This window comes from Amycolatopsis samaneae (genome assembly GCF_039541975.1).
In the GTDB taxonomy this organism is placed as follows: domain Bacteria; phylum Actinomycetota; class Actinomycetes; order Mycobacteriales; family Pseudonocardiaceae; genus Amycolatopsis; species Amycolatopsis samaneae.
In genome coordinates, this window is record NZ_BAABHG010000004.1 from 543,621 (window position 1) to 566,172 (window position 22,552).

At 69.5% G+C, this 22,552-nt stretch carries 27 protein-coding genes; 7 read left to right on the forward strand and 20 right to left on the reverse strand.

The genetic code is table 11. The features are described from left to right. Nucleotides 1-5 precede the first annotated feature (5 nt). A complete protein-coding gene (locus ABD987_RS12680; RefSeq protein WP_345391077.1) occupies nt 6-596 on the forward strand; it encodes a TetR/AcrR family transcriptional regulator in 591 nt (196 codons plus the stop codon). 7 nt (nt 597-603) lie between these two features. Here the strand turns inward: ABD987_RS12680 and ABD987_RS12685 are convergent, their stop codons facing one another. After that, nucleotides 604-1,155 carry a Uma2 family endonuclease gene (locus tag ABD987_RS12685; RefSeq protein ID WP_345391080.1) on the reverse strand — a complete coding sequence of 184 codons (552 nt, stop codon included), beginning with the start codon at nt 1,153-1,155 and terminating at the stop codon, nt 604-606. 13 nt (nt 1,156-1,168) lie between these two features. Next, on the reverse strand, nt 1,169-2,443 hold the full coding sequence (gene murA, locus ABD987_RS12690) for a UDP-N-acetylglucosamine 1-carboxyvinyltransferase (RefSeq protein ID WP_345391083.1): 1,275 nt from the start codon (nt 2,441-2,443) through the stop codon (nt 1,169-1,171). A 79-nt stretch (nt 2,444-2,522) separates the two neighbouring features. Between murA and ABD987_RS12695 the strand changes: the two genes are divergently transcribed. Further along, the gene (locus tag ABD987_RS12695; protein ID WP_345391086.1) at nt 2,523-3,098 is read left to right on the forward strand and encodes a cob(I)yrinic acid a,c-diamide adenosyltransferase; all 576 of its coding nucleotides are present in this window, start codon (nt 2,523-2,525) and stop codon (nt 3,096-3,098) included. Nucleotides 3,099-3,167: 69 nt separating this feature from the next. Here the strand turns inward: ABD987_RS12695 and ABD987_RS12700 are convergent, their stop codons facing one another. From ABD987_RS12700 to ABD987_RS12775, 16 genes are all read right to left on the reverse strand, one after another. Then, on the reverse strand, nt 3,168-3,320 hold the full coding sequence (locus ABD987_RS12700) for a hypothetical protein (protein WP_345391089.1): 153 nt from the start codon (nt 3,318-3,320) through the stop codon (nt 3,168-3,170). A gap of 136 nt (nt 3,321-3,456) precedes the next feature. Continuing rightward, on the reverse strand, nt 3,457-3,891 hold the full coding sequence (locus tag ABD987_RS12705; RefSeq protein ID WP_345391092.1) for a DUF2550 domain-containing protein: 435 nt from the start codon (nt 3,889-3,891) through the stop codon (nt 3,457-3,459). 22 nt (nt 3,892-3,913) lie between these two features. Beyond that, complete coding sequence (locus ABD987_RS12710; RefSeq protein WP_345391095.1) at nt 3,914-4,279, reverse strand: F0F1 ATP synthase subunit epsilon; 366 nt, start codon at nt 4,277-4,279, stop codon at nt 3,914-3,916. 115 nt (nt 4,280-4,394) lie between these two features. After that, entirely contained in the window at nt 4,395-5,822 is a 1,428-nt protein-coding gene (atpD, locus tag ABD987_RS12715) for a F0F1 ATP synthase subunit beta (protein ID WP_345391098.1), read from the reverse strand. After that, on the reverse strand, nt 5,822-6,760 hold the full coding sequence (locus ABD987_RS12720) for a F0F1 ATP synthase subunit gamma (protein WP_345391101.1): 939 nt from the start codon (nt 6,758-6,760) through the stop codon (nt 5,822-5,824). Before ABD987_RS12720 ends, atpD begins: the two co-directional genes overlap by 1 nt. An 11-nt stretch (nt 6,761-6,771) precedes the next feature. Next, a complete protein-coding gene (atpA, locus tag ABD987_RS12725) occupies nt 6,772-8,409 on the reverse strand; it encodes a F0F1 ATP synthase subunit alpha (protein WP_345391104.1) in 1,638 nt (545 codons plus the stop codon). 58 nt (nt 8,410-8,467) lie between these two features. After that, the gene (locus tag ABD987_RS12730; RefSeq protein WP_345391107.1) at nt 8,468-9,295 is read right to left on the reverse strand and encodes a F0F1 ATP synthase subunit delta; all 828 of its coding nucleotides are present in this window, start codon (nt 9,293-9,295) and stop codon (nt 8,468-8,470) included. Between the two features lie 6 nt (nt 9,296-9,301). Beyond that, nucleotides 9,302-9,859 (reverse strand): F0F1 ATP synthase subunit B, encoded by a 558-nt coding sequence (locus ABD987_RS12735; RefSeq protein ID WP_345391110.1) that lies wholly within the window; start codon nt 9,857-9,859, stop codon nt 9,302-9,304. Nucleotides 9,860-9,889: 30 nt separating this feature from the next. Beyond that, nucleotides 9,890-10,144, reverse strand: coding sequence for an ATP F0F1 synthase subunit C (locus ABD987_RS12740; RefSeq protein ID WP_378213951.1), 255 nt, complete (start codon nt 10,142-10,144; stop codon nt 9,890-9,892). A gap of 54 nt (nt 10,145-10,198) precedes the next feature. After that, complete coding sequence (gene atpB, locus ABD987_RS12745; protein ID WP_345391116.1) at nt 10,199-10,996, reverse strand: F0F1 ATP synthase subunit A; 798 nt, start codon at nt 10,994-10,996, stop codon at nt 10,199-10,201. Between the two features lie 394 nt (nt 10,997-11,390). After that, entirely contained in the window at nt 11,391-11,849 is a 459-nt protein-coding gene (locus ABD987_RS12750; protein WP_345391118.1) for a Cg1360 family ATP-synthase-associated protein, read from the reverse strand. A 79-nt stretch (nt 11,850-11,928) separates the two neighbouring features. Then, nucleotides 11,929-13,086 carry a glycosyltransferase family 4 protein gene (locus ABD987_RS12755; RefSeq protein ID WP_345391120.1) on the reverse strand — a complete coding sequence of 386 codons (1,158 nt, stop codon included), beginning with the start codon at nt 13,084-13,086 and terminating at the stop codon, nt 11,929-11,931. A 76-nt stretch (nt 13,087-13,162) separates the two neighbouring features. Continuing rightward, complete coding sequence (locus ABD987_RS12760) at nt 13,163-13,813, reverse strand: L-threonylcarbamoyladenylate synthase (protein ID WP_345391122.1); 651 nt, start codon at nt 13,811-13,813, stop codon at nt 13,163-13,165. A gap of 213 nt (nt 13,814-14,026) precedes the next feature. Continuing rightward, complete coding sequence (locus ABD987_RS12765) at nt 14,027-16,009, reverse strand: M6 family metalloprotease domain-containing protein (protein ID WP_345391125.1); 1,983 nt, start codon at nt 16,007-16,009, stop codon at nt 14,027-14,029. A 207-nt stretch (nt 16,010-16,216) separates the two neighbouring features. Beyond that, nucleotides 16,217-17,083, reverse strand: a complete 867-nt coding sequence (prmC, locus tag ABD987_RS12770; protein ID WP_345391128.1) for a peptide chain release factor N(5)-glutamine methyltransferase — start codon at nt 17,081-17,083, stop codon at nt 16,217-16,219. A 144-nt stretch (nt 17,084-17,227) separates the two neighbouring features. Then, complete coding sequence (locus ABD987_RS12775; RefSeq protein WP_345391131.1) at nt 17,228-18,289, reverse strand: helix-turn-helix domain-containing protein; 1,062 nt, start codon at nt 18,287-18,289, stop codon at nt 17,228-17,230. A gap of 185 nt (nt 18,290-18,474) precedes the next feature. On the opposite strand from ABD987_RS12775, the gene ABD987_RS12780 reads away from it, so the two are divergent. Then, nucleotides 18,475-18,756, forward strand: a complete 282-nt coding sequence (locus tag ABD987_RS12780; RefSeq protein WP_345391134.1) for an HC3 family zinc finger protein — start codon at nt 18,475-18,477, stop codon at nt 18,754-18,756. Nucleotides 18,757-18,759: 3 nt separating this feature from the next. On the opposite strand, the gene ABD987_RS12785 is transcribed toward ABD987_RS12780, so the two are convergent. Continuing rightward, nucleotides 18,760-19,107 carry a MerR family transcriptional regulator gene (locus ABD987_RS12785; protein ID WP_345391137.1) on the reverse strand — a complete coding sequence of 116 codons (348 nt, stop codon included), beginning with the start codon at nt 19,105-19,107 and terminating at the stop codon, nt 18,760-18,762. 59 nt (nt 19,108-19,166) lie between these two features. Between ABD987_RS12785 and ABD987_RS12790 the strand changes: the two genes are divergently transcribed. The 4 genes from ABD987_RS12790 to ABD987_RS12805 are packed head-to-tail and all read left to right on the forward strand — an operon-like array spanning nt 19,167 to nt 22,270. Beyond that, nucleotides 19,167-19,934, forward strand: coding sequence for an alpha/beta fold hydrolase (locus tag ABD987_RS12790; RefSeq protein WP_345391140.1), 768 nt, complete (start codon nt 19,167-19,169; stop codon nt 19,932-19,934). A 3-nt stretch (nt 19,935-19,937) separates the two neighbouring features. Then, nucleotides 19,938-20,744, forward strand: a complete 807-nt coding sequence (locus ABD987_RS12795; protein WP_345391143.1) for a TIGR03619 family F420-dependent LLM class oxidoreductase — start codon at nt 19,938-19,940, stop codon at nt 20,742-20,744. 57 nt (nt 20,745-20,801) lie between these two features. Further along, nucleotides 20,802-21,830 (forward strand): glycosyltransferase, encoded by a 1,029-nt coding sequence (locus ABD987_RS12800; protein WP_345391146.1) that lies wholly within the window; start codon nt 20,802-20,804, stop codon nt 21,828-21,830. Further along, nucleotides 21,827-22,270 (forward strand): GtrA family protein, encoded by a 444-nt coding sequence (locus ABD987_RS12805; protein WP_345391149.1) that lies wholly within the window; start codon nt 21,827-21,829, stop codon nt 22,268-22,270. Before ABD987_RS12800 ends, ABD987_RS12805 begins: the two co-directional genes overlap by 4 nt. Here the strand turns inward: ABD987_RS12805 and ABD987_RS12810 are convergent. Then, a complete protein-coding gene (locus ABD987_RS12810; protein WP_345391152.1) occupies nt 22,263-22,475 on the reverse strand; it encodes a hypothetical protein in 213 nt (70 codons plus the stop codon). The two genes, ABD987_RS12805 and ABD987_RS12810, sit on opposite strands and share 8 nt — an antisense overlap. Between the last annotated feature and the right edge of the window lie 77 nt (nt 22,476-22,552).

The window sequence follows — 22,552 nt, forward strand, 5'->3', positions numbered from 1 at the left end:
ACCCCATGAGCCGCAAACCGACCGGCGCCGCCGTGCTGCAACCGGAAGTCACCCAGGCCATCACCGAGGCCGTGCTCGACGAGCTCGCCGAAACCGGCTTCGGACGGTTGTCGATGGAAGCCGTGGCGAAGCGCGCGGGTGTCGGCAAGAGTGCGCTGTACCGGCGGTGGCCGTCGAAGCACGACATGGTCACCGCGGTGGTGTCGGAGTTCAGCGTGGCGCGCGCGGAGGTCGAGGACACCGGCTCACTGCGCGGCGACCTGCTGCTGACGCTGAAAGCGCTCCACGAGTGGATCACTCACCCGCGGTTCTCGCGCATCCTGCCCGACCTGATCGCCGAGGGAGCGCGGAACAGCACGCAGGCCGACATCATGCGCGACTCCATCGGCGTCCCCCGCCGGGAACGCGGCGAGGCCATGTTCCACCGCGCGATCGCCCGCGGCGAACTGCCCGAGGACACCGACCTGGAGATGGCGCTCGACGTGCTCGCCGCGCCGATGTACTGGCGGCTGGTGGTGCGCCAGGCCCCGCCGGGCCCGGACTACCTGGAAAGCCTGGTCGAGCTGTTCCTGCGCGCGCTGAACGCGAAGGTCTGACCGCGGTTCAGAGCAACTCTGCCAGGTCGAGGGCAAAATCGAACGGTTCGGACACCGCGAGCTTCCGCTTGTGGATTCCCGCGGACGCGTACGTCCTGGTCGTCGGGTCGAGCTGATAGCAGAACACCGTCAGCCCGCGGACGTCATCTGTCTCGTTCTCGACCCGCCAGAAATACGGAATCCTGGCGGCCGCGTACTCGGCCGGTTTGTCGGTCTGGTCCGCCGTGACCGAGCCGGGCGACATCACCTCGACAACGAGCCTGCAGTGTTCCGGGCGGAGCACCGCGTCGGCGTCCAAGGACGACTCGTAGATCACCAGATCGGGGCGTCGATTGAGCAGGGGCACGTCACGGAGCCGGAGATCGACGTCGAACTCGACGGCGAGCTCCGGACCGCAAGCAGCTTCCAGCGCATACGAAAGACGCCGGATGATCTTCTGGTGTGGGCGGCGCGGAGCCGGGTTCACGACAATCGCGCCGTCCACCACCTCGATATCCCGGCAGACTTCTTCAGGCAGCTCCTCGTAAGCCGCTGCGGTCAGTCTCTCCGGCAGAAACACGCCGTTGTGGAGGCTAGGAACGCTCGGGTTCGCCGCTGACGCGGTCGATGCGGGCGCCGAGGCGGTTGAGGTTCTCCACGAAGTGCGGGTAGCCGCGGTCGATGTGGAACACGTCCCAGACTTCGGTGACGCCGTCCGCGCACAGCCCGGCCAGCACCAGCCCGGCGCCCGCGCGGATGTCCGAGGCCCACACCGGCGCGCTGGAGAGCCGGTCGACGCCGCGGACCACGGCGTGGTGGCCGTCGGTACGGGCGTCGCCGGAGAGCCGGATCATCTCCTCGATGAACCGGAACCGCGCCTCGTAGACGTTCTCGGTGATCATCGACGTGCCTTCGGACACCGCCGAGAGCGCCACCGCGAACGGCTGCAGGTCGGTGGCGAAGCCCGGGTACGGCAGCGTCACCCAGTCGACGGCCTTCGGACGCTCGGGCTGGACGACGCGGAAACCCTTGTCGTCGAACGTGGTGACCTCGGCGCCGGCCAGCCGCAGCTTGTCCAGCACGAGGTCGAGGTGATGCGGGTTGACCCCGCGCACGGTCAGGTCGCCCCGGGTCATCGAGGCGGCGAACGCCCAGGTGGCGCCGACGATCCGGTCGCCGATCACCCGGTGCTCGGTCGGGTGCAGCTTCTCGACGCCGTGCACGGTGAGCGTCGAGGTGCCGGCGCCCTCGATCTTCGCGCCCATCTCGGTGAGCATCGTGCAGATGTCGGCGATCTCGGGCTCGCGCGCGGCGTTGTCGATGATGGTGGTGCCCTCGGCGAGCACGGCCGCCATGAGGATGTTCTCGGTGGCGCCGACGCTCGGGAAGTCCAGCCAGATCTGCGCGCCGTAGAGGCCGTCGGCCTTCGCGACCACACAGCCGTGTTCGATCGTGCTCGTCGCGCCCAGCTTGCGCAGGCCGCTCTGGTGCATGTCCAGCGGACGCGAGCCGATCGCGTCACCGCCCGGCAGCGCGACGACGGCCTGCTTGAGGCGGCCGACCAGCGGCCCGAGCACGCACACCGACGCGCGCAGCTTGCCCATCGCCGCGGAGTCCGCGCGGTGGGACAGCTCCGCCGGGGTGGTGATCTTCGCCGTGTCGCCGTCGATGACGACCTCGCAGCCGACACTGCGCAGCACATCGCCCATCAGCGGGACGTCCAGGATCTGCGGACAGTTCGTGATCGTGGTGGTGCCCTCGGCCAGCAGCGCCGCGGCCATCAGCTTGAGGACGCTGTTCTTGGCGCCGACCACGTCGACCTCGCCGACCAGCCGGGCTCCACCACGCACGTCGAAGTGCTCGCTCATGGCCGCCAATCATGCCCTCTCGCCCAGTCCCGCTTTTCAGCGACCCAGTGCCTTACGCCGGGCCGGTAAGGTCGGGTGCATGGTCGTTCGCATCAACCGCGTGTACACGAAGGTCGGCGACAACGGGACGACGGCGCTGGGCGACGGTTCGCGCGTCCCCAAGACCTCGGCCCGGCTGGGTGCCTACGCCGACACCGACGAGGCGAACTCCGTCATCGGGCTCGCGATCGCGCTCGGCGGCCTCACGCCGGAGATCGCCGACGTGCTCCGCACGGTGCAGAACGACCTGTTCGACGTCGGCGCCGACCTGTGCCTGCCGATCCAGGAGAACCCGCCGTACGAACCGCTGCGGATCACCGAAAAGTACCTCGAACGCCTCGAAGGCTGGTGCGACGAGTTCAACGAGCGGCTGCCGAAGCTGACCTCGTTCATCCTGCCCGGTGGCACCCCCGGCGCCGCGTTCCTGCACCAGGCCCGCACGGTCTCCCGCCGCGCCGAACGCTCCGCGTGGACCCTGCTGGAAGCCGAGCCGGACACGACGAACCCCATCGCCGCGAAGTACCTGAACCGCCTGTCGGACCTGCTGTTCATCCTCGCCCGGCTGGCCAACCCGGAGGGCGACGTCCTCTGGCAGCCCGGCGGCGCCCCCTCCTGACCACGCGAGTTCTCCGCCTGATCACGCGAGTTACGCCTCTAATCACGCGAGTTCGCCCTAACGGACGCCCTAGCCCTGCTCCTGGGCCGCCCAGTACCGCTCAAGGTCGACGTCCGGCGTGGAGTCCAGGCCCGGCTCGACGGGCTTCGTCGTGATGATGTCCTCAAGCCGGACCGGTTCGGGAAGCTTCGACCAGCCCTGCTGACGCTCGATGTCTTCCATATGACGAGAGTAGCCCCGAACGCGGACGGCGTGGCGCGGCGGAAATGCCGCCAGCATCGGTCGGTTCGCGTGATCAGGGGGAGATCTCGCGTGATCAGGCGCGTAACTCGCGTGATTGAGCGGAGATCTCGCGTGATCAGGAGGCGCGGGGGAGGCGGCGGCCGGGCGGGGCCGATTCGAGCCAGGAGAGGAAGCCGGTCAGGGCGCCGGGGCCCATGGCGATCTCGATCGCCTCCTGCGTGGCGGACTCACAGCGCAGGACGGTGGACCCGTCGGGGACGGCGTAGGCCTCGGTGCCGGACGGATCGCGACGGTCGGCGATCTGCATGCTTTCGCGCTGGAAGACGCGGTCCGGGCCGGTGCGGAGACTCCAGACCCGGAACCAGACGAATTCGTCGCCCTCGTAGCGGCCGAGCCCCAGATGCCAGCCGGACCGCTCGTTGTCCGGACGCCACCGCAGCGCGACGCTCACGCCACCGCCGCGGCGCATCCGGACCCATCGCCACCCGTACCAGGCGACGACGACCACAAGCACGATCAGGAGCCCCAGCACCACCAAGGTGATTTCCACGGCGCGGCCCCTGTCGCTCGTATCAGACCGATTGACCGGCCGCGCGCAGCTGGGCCGATGCCCTGGCCCGCGCTGTCTCGTCCTCCGCGGTCAACGCCGCCTTCGCCGCGCTCACGTCGATCTCGTCGGAAAGCTCGGCGCTCTCCGCGAGGACGCTGACGCCGGTAGCGGTGACGGAGAGGAAACCCCCGTGGACCGCGGCGCACACCGTTTCGCCGTCGGTGGTCGTCACCTTGACGACGCCACCCTCGACGAGCTGGCCGAGCACAGGCTCGTGACCAGCCATGATGCCGATCTCGCCCTCGGTGGTCTGGGCCACCACGAAAGTGGCGGTACCCGACCAGAGACGGCGCTCTACGGCCACCAGCTCGACGGACATCTCAGCCACGTAGGACTCCTTCAGTTCGGGCGTTACCACCGAGTGTAATAGCAACAGGTCCGGTTACGAGTCGGGCGGGGTCGTGAGTCCACAATGGACATCGACCCCGCCCGCCCCGCGGGAATCACTTCTTGGTGATTTCCTTGTACTTCTTCTCCAGGTCCTCCAGACCACCGATACCCAGGAACGCCTGCTCCGGGTAGTGGTCGAAGTCACCCTTGGTGATCCGGTCGAAGGACTCGATGGTCTCGGCCAGCGGCACCGTCGAGCCCGGGATCTGCGTGAACGCCTCGGCGACCAGCATGTTCTGCGACAGGAACCGCTCGATGCGGCGTGCGCGCTGAACGGTCAGCTTGTCCTCTTCCGAGAGCTCGTCCATACCAAGGATCGCGATGATGTCCTGCAGCTCCTTGTACTTCTGCAGGATCCGGATGACCTCGGAGGCGACCCGGTAGTGGTCCTCACCGACGATGGCCGGGTCGAGGATCGTCGAGGTCGACGCCAGCGGGTCCACCGCCGGGAAGATGCCCTTCTGGAACACGCCACGCGAAAGCTCGGTGGTGGCGTCCAGGTGGGCGAACGTCGTCGCCGGGGCCGGGTCGGTGTAGTCGTCCGCGGGGACGTAGATCGCCTGCATCGAGGTGATCGACCGGCCACGGGTCGAGGTGATCCGCTCCTGCAGCTGCCCCATCTCGTCGGCCAGCGTCGGCTGGTAACCCACGGCCGAAGGCATGCGGCCCAGCAGGGTCGAGACCTCGGAACCGGCCTGGGTGAACCGGAAGATGTTGTCGATGAACAGCAGCACGTCCTGGTTCTGGACGTCGCGGAAGTACTCCGCCATGGTCAGCGCGGAGAGCGCGACGCGCATACGCGTGCCCGGCGGCTCGTCCATCTGCCCGAACACGAGGGCGGTGTCGTTGATGACGCCGTCCTCGGACATCTCCAGGAAGAGGTCGTTGCCCTCACGGGTGCGCTCGCCGACACCGGCGAACACCGAGGTACCACCGAAGTTCCGGGCGACACGGGTGATCATCTCCTTGATGAGCACCGTCTTGCCGACGCCGGCACCGCCGAACAGGCCGATCTTGCCACCCTCGACGTACGGGGTCAGCAGGTCGACGACCTTGAGGCCGGTCTCCAGCATCGTCGTCTTGCCTTCGAGCTGGTCGAAGGAAGGCGGGTTGCGGTGGATGCCCCAGCGCTCCAGGTCGTCGCCGTAGCCCGGCTCGTCGAGGCACTCGCCCAGCGCGTTGTAGACGTGGCCCTTGACCTTGTCGCCCACCGGGACGGTGATCGGCTTGCCGGTGTCGGTGACCTCGGCGCCGCGGACCAGACCGTCCTGCGGCTGCAGGGAGATCGTCCGGACGAGGTTGTCACCGAGGTGGCTGGCGACCTCGAGGGTCACCGTCTTGCGCAGCTGCTCGAACTCGATGTCGACCTTGAGCGCGTTGAACTGGTCGGGAACGGAACCGCGCGGGAACTCGACATCGACGACCGGCCCGGTCACCGACACGATGCGCCCCTTGGCACGCGGGGTTTCAGTACTGGTCATCAGTCATCACTTCCTGCTGCGGTCAGCGCGTTCGCGCCACCGACGATTTCGGAGATCTCCTGGGTGATCTGCGCCTGGCGGGCCTGGTTCGCCTCCCGCGTCAGCGTGTTCACCAGTTCGTTCGCGTTGTCCGACGCGGCCTTCATCGCGGTCCGTCGCGCGGCCAGCTCGGAGGCCGCCGATTCCAGCAACGCCGCGAAGATCCGCGTGTTGATGTACTTCGGCAGCAACGCGGCCAGCAGCTTGTCGGCGCTCGGCTCGAACTCGTAGCTGGGCAGCAGCCCGGCGGGCGTCTCCTGCTCACCCTCGGAGTACTCGACCTCCAGCGGGGCGACCCGCTTGGCGACCGGCTTCTGCGTCAGCATCGAGACGAACTCGGTGTAGACCACGTGGATCTCGTCGACACCGGTGACACCGTCGGCGTTGCCGCTCGCGTCGTCCGCTCCGGCGAGGAACGACTCGACCAGCGTCTCCCCGGCCTCCGCCGCGCTGGCGTAGCCCGGCTGGTCGGAGAAGCCCGTCCAGCTGGCGGTCACCTCGCGACCGCGGAACCGGTAGTAGCTCAGCCCCTTGTTACCGGTCACGTAGACCTGGGCTTCCTTACCCTGTTCACGCAGCAGCGTCAGCAGTTCCTCGGTGGCACGCAGCACGTTGGCGTTGTAGCCACCGCACTGACCCTTGTCACTGGTCACCACGAGCACCGCGACGCGCTTCGGGTTCGGCCGCTCGACGAGCAGCGGGTGGTCCAGGTTGGACGCCGCACCGGCCAGCGCCGAGAGCACCTTGGTGATCTCGTCCGCGTACGGCCGGGAAGCGGCGACCTTCGCGCGCGCCTTGGTGATGCGCGCGGTGGCGATGAGCTCCATCGCCTTGGTGATCTTGCCGATCGACTTGGTCGCCTTGATGCGCGACCGGAGTTCCCGGAGTTGTGCGGCCATCAGCTACCCGCTTACTTCTTCGGCGCGGGCTTGTTGACCTTGACGGTCTCCTGCCCGACCTTGTCGGCGTCCATCGCGTCGGCGACCTCGACCACGCTGCTGCCGTCGGTCGTGGTGAATTCCTTCTTGAACTCGTTCACCGCGTTGATCAGACCCTCGCGGGCCTCGTCCGAGAACTTGCCGGTGTCCCGGATCGAGCCGAGGACCTCGGCGTGCTTGCGGCGCGCGGAGTCGAGGAACTCGTGGTTGAACCGGCGGACGTCCTCGGTGGGCACCGAGTCGAAGTGCCCGTTCGTGCCGAGGTACACCGTGGCGACCTGCTCCTCGACCGGGATCGGCGAGTACTGCGGCTGCTTGAGCACCTCGTACAGCCGGACACCGCGCTCCAGCTGCGCCTTCGACGCGTCGTCGAGGTCCGAGGCGAAGGCGGCGAACGCCTCCAGCTCGCGGTACTGCGACAGGTCGATACGGAGCGAACCCGAAACGTCCTTCAGCGCCTTGACCTGCGCGGCACCACCCACGCGGGAAACCGAGATACCCACGTCGATGGCCGGGCGCTGACCGGCGTTGAACAGGTCCGACTGGAAGAAGCACTGACCGTCGGTGATCGAGATGACGTTGGTCGGGATGTAGGCCGACACGTCGTTCGCCTTGGTCTCGATGATCGGCAGCCCGGTCAGCGAACCCGCGCCCAGCTCGTCCGACAGCTTCGCGCAGCGCTCCAGCAGACGGGAGTGCAAGTAGAAGACGTCGCCGGGGAACGCCTCACGGCCCGGCGGGCGGCGCAGCAGCAGCGAGATCGCGCGGTAGGCGTCGGCCTGCTTGGTCAGGTCGTCGAACACGATGAGGACGTGCTTGCCCTCGTACATCCAGTGCTGGCCGATGGCCGAGCCGGTGTAGGGGGCGATCCACTTGAAGCCCGCGGAGTCCGAGGCCGGGGCGGCGACGATGGTGGTGTACTCCATCGCGCCCGCGTCCTCGAGGGACTTCTTCACCGCGGCGATGGTGGAGCCCTTCTGGCCGACCGCGACGTAGATGCAGCGCACCTGCTTCTGCGGGTCGCCGGTCTCCCAGTTCGCCTTCTGGTTGATGATCGTGTCCACCGCGACCGCGGTCTTGCCGGTCTTGCGGTCACCGATGATCAGCTGGCGCTGGCCGCGGCCGATCGGGGTCATCGCGTCGATCGCGGTGATACCGGTCTGCATCGGCTCGGCCACCGGCTGGCGCTCGACCACCGAAGCGGCCTTGACCTCCAGCGGACGGCGGGTGGAGGTCTCGATCTCGCCGAGACCGTCGATCGCCTGGCCGAGCGGGTTCACGACGCGGCCGAGGTAGCCGTCGCCGACCGGCACGGACAGGACCTGCCCGGTCCGCTTGACCTGCTGGCCCTCTTCGATGCTCTCGAAGTCACCGAGGATCGCGGCACCGATCTCACGCGCGTCCAGGTTCAGTGCGACGCCCAGGACGCCGCCGGGGAACTCGAGCAGCTCGTTGGCCATGGCCGAGGGCAGACCCTCGACGTGGGCGATACCGTCACCGGCGTCCGCCACGATGCCAACTTCTTCCCGGCTCACGTCCGGGGCGTAACTCGAGACGTAGTTCTCGATCGCGCTACGGATCTCATCCGAGGAGATCGTCAGCTCGGCCATGTCTTTCCCGCTCTCGCTTCGTTCTTGCCAGTGTGCAAAGTCTTGTGTGACGCCGGGGTCACGCCCGTGCGAGGCGCCGGCGCAGCGAGGCCAGCTGGCCCGCGGTGCTGCCGTCGATGACCTCGTCACCGACTCGGACGACGAGACCGCCGCCGAGGGCCGGGTTCACTTCGACGTGCAGGGCGATACGCCGCCCGTAGAGGTCGTTGAGCTTCGTGCCCAGCTGGGCGGTCTGCTCGTCGGACAGCGCGCTCGCGCTGGTCACGTACGCGACCGAGCGTTCGCGGCGTTCCGCGGCCAGCTTGACGAGTTTGTCGAGCCCGTTGCCGACCCCACGCCCCTTGGCGCGGTGGACGACCTGCTCGACCAGCGTCTCGACGACCGGGTCGACCTTGCCTGCGAACAACCCGCGCACGAGGGTCCGCTTGGCGTCGGCGGGACCGGCCAGGTCCGACAGCGCGGCCTCCAGCTCCGGGGAGCCGGCGACGACGCGCGCCACCTGGAACAGCTGGGACTCGACGGTGTCGACGTTCCCGGCCTTCTCCGCCGCGGTCAGCAGCGCCGAGTAGCCGAGCGACTCGAGCCCGTCGACCAGCTGCCGGGGGCTGGACCAGCGGCTGCCTGCCACAACGTCGAGCACCTTCAGCGCCGGGTCGCCCAGCTTGCCCTCGAACAGCCGGCGCACCAGTCCGGTGCGGGCCTCGGGCGCGGCCGAGGCGTCGCTCACCACCCGGCGGAGGCCGATCTCGGTGTCCAGCAGGTCGACGACCGAAAGCAGCTCTTCGCCGACCGTGCGGGACACTGCCGCGTCGGCGGCGGCCAGAACCTCGCCGAGGCGTTCCTCGGCGAGGCCGAGCGCTTCACGGCTCGCAGCATGCAGCGTCATCCTGGTCTACTTCCCCGCTCCGTTAGTGGCACCAGCGGTTTCCAGTTCCGCGAGGAACCGGTCGACGGTGCCGCGACGGCGCGCCTCGTCCTCGAGCGACTCACCGACGATGCGGCCGGCCAGCTCGACGGCGTTGCGGCCCATGTCGGCACGCAGTTCGGCGACGATCTGCGCCTTCTGGGCCTGCAGCTGAGCCTGCCCGGCAGCGACGATGCGCTGGGACTCGGCCTCGGCCTCGGCACGCAGCTCCGCCTTGATCTGCTCGGCTTCGAGCCGGGCGTCGTCGCGGATCTTCGCGGCCTCGGACCGGGCTTCGGCCAGCTGCGCCTTGTACTGCGCGAGCGCCTCTTCGGCCTCGGCCTGGGCCTTCTCCGCCTTCTCGATGCCACCTTCGATCTTCTGCGCACGTTCCTCGTAAGCCGCTTCGAAGCGGGGCACGACGTACTTCTTCATGACCCACAGCAGCAGGATGAACGCGACGAAGCCGAGGATGAGCTCGGGAATGTGCGGGAGAACCGGAAGCGGCGCGTCACCCTCCGCCAGCACCAATTCAGTCTTCAGCACAACGTCTCCTTAAGCGATGAGCGAACGAACTCAGGCAGCGGAGGCGATGAAGTAGATGACGATACCGATCAGCGCCAGCACCTCGGTCAGCACGAAGGTCGAGTAACCGATCGTCTGCAGCTTGCCCTGGGCCTCCGGCTGACGGGCGGTGCCGTTGATGACGGCGGCGAAGATCAGACCGACACCGATACCGGGGCCGATGGCGCCGAGGCCGTAACCAATGGCGGCGAGGCCCGGGTTGATGTTGCCGGCGGCCTGGGCGAGAACCTCAGTGGTCACTTGCATTTCCCTTCAAACTCGGTCCGCGCGACTCACGCGGATCGGGGGCTTCTGGTTTTCTCAGTGCTCCGACGCCAGCGCGGCGCCGATGTAGCTCGCGGTCAGTGTCGCGAAGATGTAGGCCTGCAGCACCTGGATGAAGGCCTCGAGGAAGGTCATCAGGATGGCGAAGACGAACGCCAACGCGGAAACCGGCTTGAGTCCGCCACTCGCCTCCGTCAGCAGGAAGCTGCCGCCGAGCGTGAACACCATGATGATGAGGTGTCCCGCGAACATGGCGGCGAAAACTCGGATCGCGAGCGTGAGCGGGTTGAGGAAGAACTTCTCCGCGAACTCGATGAGCGCGTACAGCGGCAGCACGAAGCCCGGCACACCCGGCGGCGCGAGTTCCTTCCTGAGGTAACCCTTGAAGCCGTGGCGCTTGAAACCGACGTAGTGGTAGACCGGGTAGACCACGAGCACGGACAACGCGATCGGGAAGCCGATCCTCGCCATCGTCGGGAACTGGAACACGGGGATGATCCCGTAGATGTTGTTCACCAGGACGAAGACGAACAGCGAGAAGATGAGGGGGACGAACTTCTGGAAGTCCTTCGACCCGATCTGGTCCCGCGCGATGTTGTTGCGGCCGAAGTTGTAGATGCCCTCGGCGAAGAACTGCCCCTTGCCGGGCACCGTCTTGAGATTGCGCGTCGCCAGGAGGAAGAAGGCCGCGATGATGACCACCGACAGCACGACCATCAGCATCGGCTTGGTGACGCTGCCCCAATAGCCCGAGCCGAAAATGGCAGGCAGGTTGAAGTCCTTGACACCGGGGGGCTCGAATGTCGCACCCTCGGCCAGTACCAGCGCGCCCACTGGGCTCCTTCCGGTTCTCCCGGCCGGCGTTCACTCCGCCGGGGGAATCGTCACGATCTGGACTTAACGTACCCGACACGTGTCGGGACGTTAGAGGCGGCTACCCCACTGTGTGGTGAACGTGGTCTCACGCTACGCACACACCGGAATACCAGGTGAACGCTTCCGCAAACGGGTACCTACCAGCGGAGACGGAACGAGCCATACGGTCGCCACGCTGCTGATCGCGGTTCGTCTGAGGAGGCGTGCGACGCAGGGTCGCCGCCTATGACGCGGACCTTATCAGCCGGTCAAGGAGTGCCGTACAGGCGTACTCCTAACCGGTTGCGGTCCAGCCGTTCGGCCGAGGACCTAGGTCCCGAACCGGCCGGGACCGACGTCCCGGCGAGGGCGCTCAGGCCGGGATGATGGTCGGGATCTTGGTCTTGCGGTAGGCGTTGAACTCCACCGCGGCGGCCACCAGTACGGCCACGATCATGGTGATCCCGAGCGAGAGCGGGTGCAGGGCGGACACGCCACGCAGGAGCGACATCGCTCCGAAGAGGACGGCCACCTTGATGACGTAGCCACCGAGCGCGGTCACCATCACGAACATCGGGTCGAGGCCGGCGCTGAACCGCATCATGCCGAGCGTGGCCAGTGCGGACAGGAACGCGATGACGCCGCCGACCAGCGACCCGAACAGGCCGGGAAGGCCGTTGAGGATCGTGAACAGCACGACGCAGACGACGATGACCGGCGGGACCAGCGTCACGGAGGCCTTGGTCATCGCGTTGGCGGCGGTCAGCACCACCTTGGCGTGCGGGTTCTCCTGCTGCTCGGTCTTCTCGGTCGGGGTCTCGGTCTCGCTCACCACACGGCTCCCTGGTCGGTTCGACACGCCAGTGTAATGCCGCACGTCACCGGGATCCCGGGCGCGTGCGACGAGACACTCACGTGGAGTGCTGGTTACGGGACCTGAGCCGGGGCACGATCGACACCAGCGCCGCGAGCACCAGCCCGAAACCGACGATCCAGATCACCGCCGCGCTGTCGAACAGGGTGACCGAAACCGCGCCGAACGCGAGGATCCCCGCCCACAGGTAGATGAGCAGGACGGCCCGGCGCTGCGAGTGCCCGATCTCGAGCAGGCGGTGGTGCAGGTGCATCTTGTCCGCGGCGAACGGGCTCTCGCCGCGGCGGGTGCGGCGGATGACGGCCATGATCAGGTCCAGCAGCGGCACGAACAGCACCGCGGCCACCACGAGCAGCGGGGAAAGCAGCGCGAGCGCGTCGGAGCCGGAGAACTGCGTGTAGGACACCCGGCCGGACGCCGAGGTCGTCGCGCCCGCCAGCATCAGGCCGATCATCATCGACCCGGAGTCGCCCATGAAGATCTTCGCCGGTTGGAAGTTGTAGGGCAGGAAACCCAGACAGGCCCCGGCGAGCGTGGCCGCGATGAGCGCGGGCGGGTACGCGCCGACGTCGCCGCCGGAGGAGTCGAGAAGGCCGAGCGAGAAGGCGCAGGTCGCCGTCGCCGCGATGAAGCCGAGGCCGCCGGCGAGCCCGTCGAGGCCGTCGACGAAGTTCATCGCGTTGACCATGACCACGACCAGCACGACGGTCAGCAGCGCGCCCTGGTTCTTGTCCAGCACGAGCACCGAGCCGAACGACTCCCCGCTGCCGCCCCACGGCACCCAGAAGGACACCCACTGCACACCGAACAGGACCAGGATCCCGGCGCACATGACCTGCCCGGCCAGTTTCGTCCACGCGTCCAGCTCGAAACGGTCGTCCAGCGCGCCGATGAGCGAGATGACCCCCGCCGCGAGCAGCACGCCGACCGAGTCGAAGGAGAAGCCGAAGCTGCGGGACAGCGCGGGCAGGTGGCTCGCGAGCCCCATCGCGGCGGCGATCCCGAGGTAGATGCCGATCCCGCCCATGCGCGGGATCGGCGCGACGTGCACGTCGCGGGCCCGCGGGTTGGCGATCGCGCCGATCTTGATCGCGAACCGGCGCACGAGGCCGGTGAGCAGGAAAGTCACGGCCGTCGCGGTCAGCGCGACGAGGATGTACTCCCTGATCGGGAGAAGACCTTGAACGGGCTGCACTAGCGCGTCACGTCCACCGGGGTCGCAGTCACGGCGGACACGCTACCGCGCCCGCCGCCGACGCCGGAAAAGGGCTTCACACCAGCGTTTCCGCGGGGACCCCGAGCACCTCGGCGACCGCCGCCGTGCTCACCGCGCCCTCACGGAGGATCACCGGGTCGCTCCCGGTCAGATCGACCATCGTGGACGGCACCGGGTCGCCACTGGACCCGCCGTCGAGGTAGACCGCGACGGACTCGCCGAGCTGCTCCTGCGCGTCCTGCGCGGTCGAGGCGGGCGGGCGGCCGGAGACGTTCGCGCTGGACACCGCCATCGGGCCGACGTCGCGCAGCAGCTCCAGCGCGACCGGGTGCAGCGGCATCCGCAGCATCACCGTGCCGCGCGACTGGCCGAGATCCCAGCGCAGGCTCGGCGCGTGCGGGAGCACAATGGACAGGTCGCCCGGCCAGAACGCCTCGATCAGCGCCCGTGCCTGCGGCGGCACCCCGAGCACCAGACCGTCCACTGTGGACCACGAACCGACCAGGACGCCGACCGGCATGTCCGGGCCCCGGTTCTTGGCCCGCAGCAGCGCCTGGACCGCCCCGGAGTCGAAGGCGTCCGCGCCGATGCCGTAGACGGTGTCGGTGGGCATGACCACCAGGCGGCTCGAACGCACCGCGCCCGCCGCCGCGGCGAGCCCGTCGGCCCGCGAGTCCCGCTTGCTGCAGTCGTACACCGCGCTCATGCGGCCCAGCGTAGCCCTGCGGTTCCCGGCCGTTGCTGAAGGACGCCTTCAGTGCGCTGAACGCACCGAAGGCGTCCTTCAGCTCACTCGCGGCCGGGATGCCCGTCGGCAGTGCGCCCCAATGTGGCATTGGGTGCGTCCAACGCAGCGAATGTGGCGTTCGGTGCGTCCAGCGCACCGAACGCCACATTGGGGCGCTTGAGCTGCCCGGGGTCAGGAGCCGACGGCCACACAGGTGGTGGTCGCGGACTTCGCCGGGTCGCTCACCGAGGTCGCGGTGAGCCGGACCTTCGCGACCGGGGCCGCGCCGGAGCCGTGCCGGGCGTACGCGACCGCGTTCACCTGCTGCCCGAACCTCGCCGTGGCCAGTTCGTTCGGCAGCCGGACCTCCCAGCCGCGGGCGTCGGTGGACGCGCTCAGCCGGTAGGTGTCGGTGTCGAACGGGGCCGCCGCCCCGCGGGCCGAACCGGTGTTGAACAGCGCGAAGTCGCACCGGGCGAGGCCGCGGTGGGCGAAGGCGGCCGACGTCGGCCAGGTGACGACGCCCCGCGCCTGGTCCCCGGAGCCGTCCAGGGAGGCGACGGTGACGGTGTAGGACAGGATGCCGTCCTTGTTCCGCTCGACGTTGGTCACGAGGAAGTGCAGCCGGTTCGCCTTGTCGGTGTACTCGTAGGGACCGGCCGCCTCGGTGCCCGCCTTGAAGGCGGCGTCGTTGAGCTGCCGGTAGTCCCCGATGGTGATCTTCACCGGCGTGCCGTCCGGTTTGGTGTAGTCGGTGAGGTTGATGTCCTCCGGGTGCGCGTCGACGATCCACTCGAACGGGGCGTCGTCCCGGTTCTTGGTCTTGGCGATCAGCACCCCCGAGTCCGGCGCGAAGGAGTCCGAGCCCATCCGGTCGACGACCTCGACGGTGTAGTTCTGGTAGCCGCCGCCGTCGCACAGCGGGTCCTTGGTGCGATCGCACTTCGGCGACCGGTCCCCGCCGGGCAGCGCGATCGTGATGCCGCTGTAGTCACCCGGTGCGGGCACGGCCGCCCGCGCGGTGATCCGCGCCGACACCGGCCCGGTCTTCGCGAGCTGGTCACGGTCGAGCTTCAGCACGTCGTCGGGGTCGACGATGCCGAGCTTCATCTTGTTGCGCAGCATGTGCTGCGCGCCCATCGAACCGCCCTGCGTCGCCGGGATCTGCCAGCGCGTGTGCGGGCCGCCGGGGCCGTTGAAACTGCCGCGCGACAACATTTCCCACGGTCCGCTATAGGAGCGTGAAGGCGGTTTCCCGAACGGGTTGTTGTAATTGTCGCCGATCCCGAGAATATGGCTGAACTCGTGCGCGAACACGCCCTGCCCGGAACTTTCCGCCTGGGTGGACGAACCGGTCACCGCGTTGGGCCAGATACTCGCCGCCGATTTCCACGAGGTCCATGGGACGTACCGGGTGCCGGCCCAGTTCGGCAGGCCGCTGCCGCTCGGCGGCCCGAACGCGTCGGGCACCTTCTCCTTGGTGCCGAACTTCATCTCGCCGAACTCCTGCCAGGTCGAGCTCTCGTCCTGGCCGGCGGAAAGGTAGAAGACGAAGTCGAACTTCTTGGTCCCGTCACCGATGTCGGCGCGCCAGGCGGCGCCGGCGTCCGCGCGCAGATCGCGGGCGCAGTTCGCGCCCGGCGGGCACGCGTCCTGGAAGTCCATGCCGTATTCGAACGACTTCCCCGGCATCCGGTACGCGCCGAACGCGGTGAGCTGGACGCCGAAACGGCCCGCGGAGTCCTCCATCCAGTACTCGTTGATGGTGTGTCCCCGGTTGAGCGTTCCGGGCTTGTTCAGGAAGTCCTCGTAGAACTTCGCGACCCCGGCGCGCGGCACGTCGTGCGCCTCCACCGAGGGATTGCCGAACACCGTCGATCCCTGGGGCCGGGTGACGGCGAAGTCCTGGTCCGGGTAGTCGGCGAGCACGACGGCGCCCTTGAAGGTGCGCTTCGTCGGCTTCAGCGACGGATCGGCCCAGTTCGTGCCGGGGACCTTGCGGTAGTCGCCCCAGGTCATGTCGTCCTGGTTCTTCCAGTGCGCCGCGTCGATCGGGGCGGGCCAGTCGCGGACCAGCGGTTCGGCGACCGCGGTGCCCGCGGTCAGGCCGGGCAGCAGCACGGCCGTGGCGAGTACGGCGGCGATGGTGGTACGGCGTCGGATCCTGGCGCGCATGCGCGGGCTCCTCCCTGAGACCGCCCCCATGACGGCCCCGAAGATCGACGGTAGGAGCCGGCGCCGGGGCACGGGAAAGGTCCACCCGCTTGCCGCACAACGAAAGTCGGGGCCGTACCCCTCGCCCGGCGCGCGTCCGTGAATGCCACATTGAAGGACTCAGAGTCCCTCGATGTGGCATTCACGGACCGAAGCGGCCCGGGAGGCTCAGCCCAGCCTTCGGGCGGTGACGAAACGAGCGCGGCCCGCGAGGTCGTTGTGCCCCTCGACCGCGGTGAGCACCCGGCGGGCCCGCACCAGCGCGGGGACGGCGGAGCCGTGCGTGTCGTCGTGCTCGATCGCCAGCCCGCCCCCGGCGCGCAGCAGCCGCGCGCCCGCGGCGATCGCGTGCCGGATCACCGCGAGACCGCTTTCCCCGGCGAACACCGCGCGGGCCGGGTCGTGCTCGGAGACCTCGGGCGGGACGGGCGTGCCCTCCGGCACGTACGGCGGGTTGCACAGCACGAGGTCGACCAGGCCGTCGAGCTCGGCGAAGATCGTGGTGTCGGCGATGTCGCCGGAGTAGAGGCGGATGGGGGTGTCCCCGGCGTCGGCGTGGACGTCGGCGTTGTGCCGTGCCCAGGCCAGCGCCTGCGCGTCGACGTCGACGGCGTAGACGACCGCGTCCGGCCGCGCGTGCGCCACCGCCAGCGCGAGCGCGCCGGACCCGGTGCACAGATCGACCACGACCGGGAATTCACGGCCGTGCAGGAACTTCAGGCCCCATTCGAGCATGAGCTCGGTCTCCGGACGCGGGACGAACACCCCGGCGCCGACGTTCACCGTGATCTCGCCCAGCGCCGCCCAGCCGGTGAGGTACTGGAGCGGAATGCGTTTCGCGCGCTGGCTCACCAGCTGCCCGATCGCCTCGACGACCGGCGGATCGACCAGGGGCACCATCGGCAGCCTGCCGCGGTCCACGCCGAGCACGTGCGCGGCGATGAGCTCCGCGTCCGACCGTGGCGAGGCCACGCCCGCTTCGGTCAGGATGCGGGTCGCCTCCATGATGGCCAGGCGCAACGGCTGCCGCTTCACTGGTCGTCCTTCATCTTCTCGAGCCTGACACACCAGGCGGAGCTACCCCCTGCACGAACACGGCGCGTCGGGGCGGATCCGCGCGCCCCCAGACTATCGAGTCGCGCCCGGCCGTCTCCGCCGCAGGCGCCTCCCCGCGTCCGCCTAGCGGCAGGCGAGCCGGACCGCGTACCGCAGCCCGGCGAGCTGGTCACGGGAGTACCCGGACAGCGTGCCGTCGCCGTCGAGGTGATCCAGCGCGTCCCCGGTCCGGCCACGCAGCCGGGGCCGCTCCGCCAGCAGCGACGGCCGCGAGACGACCAGGCTGTGCAGGGTGTGCAGGTTCAGCTCCAGCTGGGGCGTGCCGGGGACCAGCCGGGTCACCAGGTGCCACCCGAGCCGGTTCCCGCCCCAGCCGCACGGGTCGATCTCGGTGAGGAACCGGTCGTCGGCCTGGTCGTCGAGGAGCTCGCCGGTCCAGTAGGCCCAGTAGTTGAGGGTGGCGGCCGCCGCCCAGTCACCCGAGGCGCTCCGCACGTACGCGCCCAGCGTGTCGGCGTCACCGGCCGACGCGAGCGCGATCGACGCCGACCGCTTCGCCAGCAGCTCGGCGACGTCGCCGTCCGCGATCCGCCGTCGCCGGGTGCGTGCCCACTCCTCGCGCAGCCAGCCCCGCACGGCGGCGCTCTTCCCGAAGCCGAGCAGATACACCGCCTGACGGCGGAGCAGCCGCTGGTCCGGCGCGGTACAGCGCTCCGCGACGGCGAGCAGGTGATCGAAGAACCGCTTCTGCTCGTCGGGGTACAGCGTCGGCCAGACCGGTTCCGGGCCGCGGCGGGGAACCCGGGGCGTGAACCCGTCGAGCTGTGCCGGGGCGAGGCGGGTGACCGGCCAGGTGATCAGGTTGGTCAGCGAATGGCGGTGCACGGCGGCGGCGAGCGGATGCGGATCGGGCACGTCGCCGAGGCCGCCGTGCTCGATCGCCAGCGACAGCACGAGGTCGGCTTCGATCGCCTCACGCAGGTGCCGTCCGCTCGAACACGGCGCGCCGAGCCGCACGAGACAGTTCCGCAGCCGCAGGAAGTCGCCCGTCTGGAGCGCCGAGAGCGGGCGCCTGCCGGATTCCCACGCCTGCACGGTCGTGACGTCGGCGCCGATCGCCCCGGCCAGCCGTTCCTGGGTGAGCGCGGCCGTCTGCCGGGCGAGTTTCAGCACGAACCCGGACACGGTCCCCCGACAGCGGGCACCCCGACCGTCGGTAGATGTCGCCACGCCACCGTCCTCCTCCGCCCCACCGTGACCGGAAACCACTGGCCCCCACTCGGACCGGTGGTCGGTTCCGCGCGCGGCGCGGCGAGCCTACGCTGCGTCCGCATGATCACCAACAGTGACCGACGAGGAGGCGCCCTATCGTGACCGCGCAGATCATGGTCGACCTGGAACGGGTTCACCCGGTTGTCGACGGCCGCTGGCACCGGGCGACGCTGACCGGCATACCGGGCCCCGGCGAGGTGATCACGACCCTGTGCGGGCGCACGGAGCAGGTCGAGTACCTGCCCTACAGCTCCGCCGCCCCGCTCGCGACCATCTGCTGGGACTGTGACCTGGAGTACCGGGCCCGGCACGGGATCGCGACGCTGCCGAACCATCCGGCGCTGCGCGGCACCGTCCCGCCCGCCCCGCGCGCGAAATAGCCGCTACTCCCCGGCGCCGAGGTAGCCCGCGAGCACGCCCCGGCGCCGGCGTAGCGCGTCGATCCGGTCGTCCATCGCGTCCAGCTCCCGGCGCAACGTCGTGGCGAGCTCCGGGCAGAGGTCCAGCTCGGCCTCCTCGCCGTGCGCGCAGCCCAGCGCGGTGGCGATGACCTCGGTGGTCAGCCCGGCGGCGAGCAGACGGCGGATCTGCCGCACGCGGACCACGGCGTCCTCGGCGTATTCGCGGTAGCCGTTGCTGTCCCGCTCGGCGACCAGGAGCCCCTGCTCGCCGTAGTACCGCAGAAGCCGCGTGCTCACGCCCGTCCGCCGCGCCAGCTCACCGATCCGCATGTGTCCCCCACCACCCGGGATTGCCCTTCACACCAGTGTCAAAGCCTAACGTCGCGGGCATGACGAAACATTTCGCGCACGTCGTCCGGGGGTCCGGGCCGGGCCTCCTGCTCGCGCACGGCGCGGGCGGCACCGTCGCGGGCAACTTCGGCCCGATCCTCGACGACCTCGCGCGCACGCACACCGTCGTCGGGCCCGACTACCCGGGCAGCGGCGACACGCCACGGAGCGCGACACCGCTGGAGCTCGACGCCGTCGCCGACGAACTGGTCGCCGTCGCGACCGACGCCGGGCTCGACCGCTTCGCGATCCTCGGCTACTCGCTCGGCACCGCGGTCGCGGTCCGGGCGGCCACCCGGCATCCCGGCCGGGTCACCGCGCTGATCCTCACCGCCGGGTTCGCCCACCCGGACAACCGGATGCGGCTCGCCCTCGACGTCTGGCGCGAGCTGCTCGACGGCGACCGCCGGCTGCTCGCGAAGTTCCTGACCCTCGCCGCGACCGGCGAGCGGCACCTCGCGTCGTTGAGCGCCGAAGCGCGGGAGAAGGCCGTCGACGAGCTGGCGGCGTTCATCCCGGCGGGCAGCCCCGAGCACGTCGACCTCGTCTCCTCCGTGGACACCAGGGCCGAACTGGCCGGGATCGCCGTGCCGACGCTGGTCGTGGCGACCGCGCTGGACGGTCTCGTCTCCCCGGCGCTGTCGCGGGAGCTGGCCGCGGGGATCCCGGGCGCCGAGCTGGCCGAGGTCGCGGCCGGGCACGACATCGGGGGCGAGGCACCGGCGGACTGGCTGGCCGTCGTCCGGCGTTTCCTCGGCCGGAGCTGAGCCATGGACCTGCAGGTGGTACTTCCCGACGAAGCCCCGGACATGGATCCCGGGCGGCCCGCCGCGCTGGCGCGCACCGCCGAGGACCTCGGCTACGAGACCGTGTTCCTGCCCGACCACGTACTCCCGCCGGGCCCCTACGGCGAGGTGTTCGGCGGGGTCTACGAACCGCTGGTCACGCTCGCCCACCTCGCGGCGGTGACCGGCCGGATCCGGCTCGGCACGTCCGTGCTGATCGTCCCGCTGCGTGACCCGTTCGTGCTGGCGAAACAGGTCGCGACGCTCGACCGGCTGTCCCGGCACCGGCTCACCCTCGGTGTCGGCGTCGGCTGGAACACCGAGGAGTTCGCCGGGCTGGGCCGGGATTTCGCGAGCCGGGGCAGGCGCACCGACGAGACGCTGGAGCTGCTCGACCGGCTCTTCACCACCGGGCGCGGCCCGGACGGCGGGTACTTCGAGCCACGTCCCGAGGGCCCGGTGCGGATCCTGGTCGGCGGGAACTCGGCGGCCGCGCTGCGGCGCGCGGTGCGGTGGGACGGGCACTGGCAGAGCGCGGGCCTGTCCCCCGCCGCGTTCGGGCAGCGCGTCACGCGGCTCACCGAGCTGGCCGGCGGGCGGGAGATCCGGGCCACCGCGCGCATGGCGTGGACCGGCGGCCGTGCCGAGCTCGACCGCGCCGTGGCGGACGCGCGTGCCTACGGCGAGGCGGGCGCGTCGGCGATCGCCGTCCACTTCGGTGCCGAAGGCGGCTACGCCGAGCGCATGGCGGCGTTCGCCGAGCGCCTGACCTCGTCGCCGCCGGGGTCCTGATCTCCTAGGATGGGCGCACGATCGCCGTGAGAACCGGGAGACCCAGTGTCCGCGCAGGTGTCCGCACAGCCGGCAGAGGAAGCACGCAGCGTCGCGTTCATCTTCCCGATCTTCAACGAGGAAGCCAACATCGACCTGCTCCACGCCACGGTCGACGAGGTCACCCGCCCGCTCGCGGACAGGTACGAGTTCAGCTTCGTCTACGTCGACGACGGCAGCCGGGACGGATCGCTGGCCAAGCTCACCGCGCTGGCCGAGGCCGACCCCCGCGTCACCGTCGTCGAACTGTCGCGCAACCACGGCCACCAGCTCGCGGTCACCGCCGGGCTCGACCTCGTCGACGCGGACGCCACGATCGTCATGGACAGCGATCTGCAGGATCCGCCGCGGGTCGCGCTGGAACTGATCGGGAAATGGGAAGAAGGCTTCGACGTCGTTTACGCGCAACGCCGTTCGCGCCAGGATTCGGCGTTCAAGAAACTCACCGCGAGCGGGTTCTACTGGTTCCTGCGCAAGATGGCCGCGGTCGACATTCCCAAGAACACCGGCGATTTCCGGCTGCTGGACCGCAAGGTGGTCGACGAGCTGCGCAAGTACCGGGAACGGGACCGTTTCCTGCGCGGGCTGGTGAGCTACGTCGGGTTCAAGCAGACCGCGGTGCTGTTCGACCGCGACAAACGGCACGCGGGCGTCACCGGCTACCCGCTGGGCAAGATGCTCCGCTTCGCCGCCGACGGCATTCTCGGGTTCTCCGTGACGCCGTTGCGCATGATCACGCGCTTCGGTTACCTGATCTCGCTGCTCAGTTTCCTCGGGGTGCTCTACGTCGTCGGCGTGAAGATCTTCGCGCCGGAAACCGCGGTGCCCGGCTGGGCGTTCATCACGATCGCGATGTTCTTCCTCGGCGGTATCCAGATCATCATGCTCGGCGTCCTCGGCAGCTACATCGGGCGCACCTATTCGCAGGTGCAGAACCGGCCGCTGTACGCGATCGCCTCGGTCCGCACCGGCCCGCCGGACTCCGCCGGACCGGAACGGGACGGCCGGGAGCGGGCGGGCGCGGACGCCGGGAGTGCCGCGCGGTGAAGCTGATCACCGGCACCCAGCTGCGGTTCGGCCTCGTCGGGGTCGCGAACACGCTCCTCGACGCGCTCGGCTACGCGCTGCTGGTCACCCTCGGCGTCCCGATGTTCGTGGCGAACTTCCTCTCCACGAGCGCCGGGATGGCGCTGAGCTTCACCCTCAACCGCAGCTTCACCTTCCGCGCGAAGGACGGGGACGTGCGGCGCCAGGCGATCCTGTTCTTCGCGGTCACCGCGTTCGGGCTGTGGGTGGTCCAGGCACTGGTGATCCTGGGCGTCACGAAGGCCTTCCCGGGAATCCACCTCCTGGTGCCGAAGGCGGCCGGGATCGCGGTCGGCCTGGTGTGGAACTACGTGCTCTACCACAAGGTCGTCTTCCGGAAACCGCACCGGGAACCGGCCGCGCCGGCGAACGAGGTCCCGTCCGATCCGCCGCTCAGGTGACAGCGGGCCAGAAGATGTCGAACAGGGCGCCGCCCACGGGGGTGGACGCCACCAGCACGACGACCGCGGCCGTCAGCACCACGATGCTCACGACGAGCAGGACCACCCGGACCACCGAGGCGAGGCGATGCCGCATCGCGACGGTTCCGGCGAGAACGAGGACGGATGCCGCGCAGGTCAGCGCGGGGCTCAGGGGGAACGACACCGGCCGGCTACCGAGGGCTCGCTACCCGCCCTCGCTGTCCGCCACGCCAACGACTTCCCGGTACCACGCCTGCCGCC

Coding starts and splice junctions, on each gene's coding strand:
- ABD987_RS12680 (WP_345391077.1), top strand. CDS start 6: ATGAGCCGCAAACCGACCGGCGCCGCCGTGCTGCAACCGGAAGTCACC.
- murA (WP_345391083.1), bottom strand. CDS start 2,443: ATGAGCGAGCACTTCGACGTGCGTGGTGGAGCCCGGCTGGTCGGCGAG.
- ABD987_RS12695 (WP_345391086.1), top strand. CDS start 2,523: ATGGTCGTTCGCATCAACCGCGTGTACACGAAGGTCGGCGACAACGGG.
- ABD987_RS12700 (WP_345391089.1), bottom strand. CDS start 3,320: ATGGAAGACATCGAGCGTCAGCAGGGCTGGTCGAAGCTTCCCGAACCG.
- atpD (WP_345391098.1), bottom strand. CDS start 5,822: ATGACCAGTACTGAAACCCCGCGTGCCAAGGGGCGCATCGTGTCGGTG.
- ABD987_RS12720 (WP_345391101.1), bottom strand. CDS start 6,760: ATGGCCGCACAACTCCGGGAACTCCGGTCGCGCATCAAGGCGACCAAG.
- atpA (WP_345391104.1), bottom strand. CDS start 8,409: ATGGCCGAGCTGACGATCTCCTCGGATGAGATCCGTAGCGCGATCGAG.
- ABD987_RS12730 (WP_345391107.1), bottom strand. CDS start 9,295: ATGACGCTGCATGCTGCGAGCCGTGAAGCGCTCGGCCTCGCCGAGGAA.
- ABD987_RS12740 (WP_378213951.1), bottom strand. CDS start 10,144: ATGCAAGTGACCACTGAGGTTCTCGCCCAGGCCGCCGGCAACATCAAC.
- ABD987_RS12760 (WP_345391122.1), bottom strand. CDS start 13,813: ATGAGCGCGGTGTACGACTGCAGCAAGCGGGACTCGCGGGCCGACGGG.
- ABD987_RS12765 (WP_345391125.1), bottom strand. CDS start 16,009: ATGCGCGCCAGGATCCGACGCCGTACCACCATCGCCGCCGTACTCGCC.
- ABD987_RS12785 (WP_345391137.1), bottom strand. CDS start 19,107: ATGCGGATCGGTGAGCTGGCGCGGCGGACGGGCGTGAGCACGCGGCTT.
- ABD987_RS12790 (WP_345391140.1), top strand. CDS start 19,167: ATGACGAAACATTTCGCGCACGTCGTCCGGGGGTCCGGGCCGGGCCTC.
- ABD987_RS12795 (WP_345391143.1), top strand. CDS start 19,938: ATGGACCTGCAGGTGGTACTTCCCGACGAAGCCCCGGACATGGATCCC.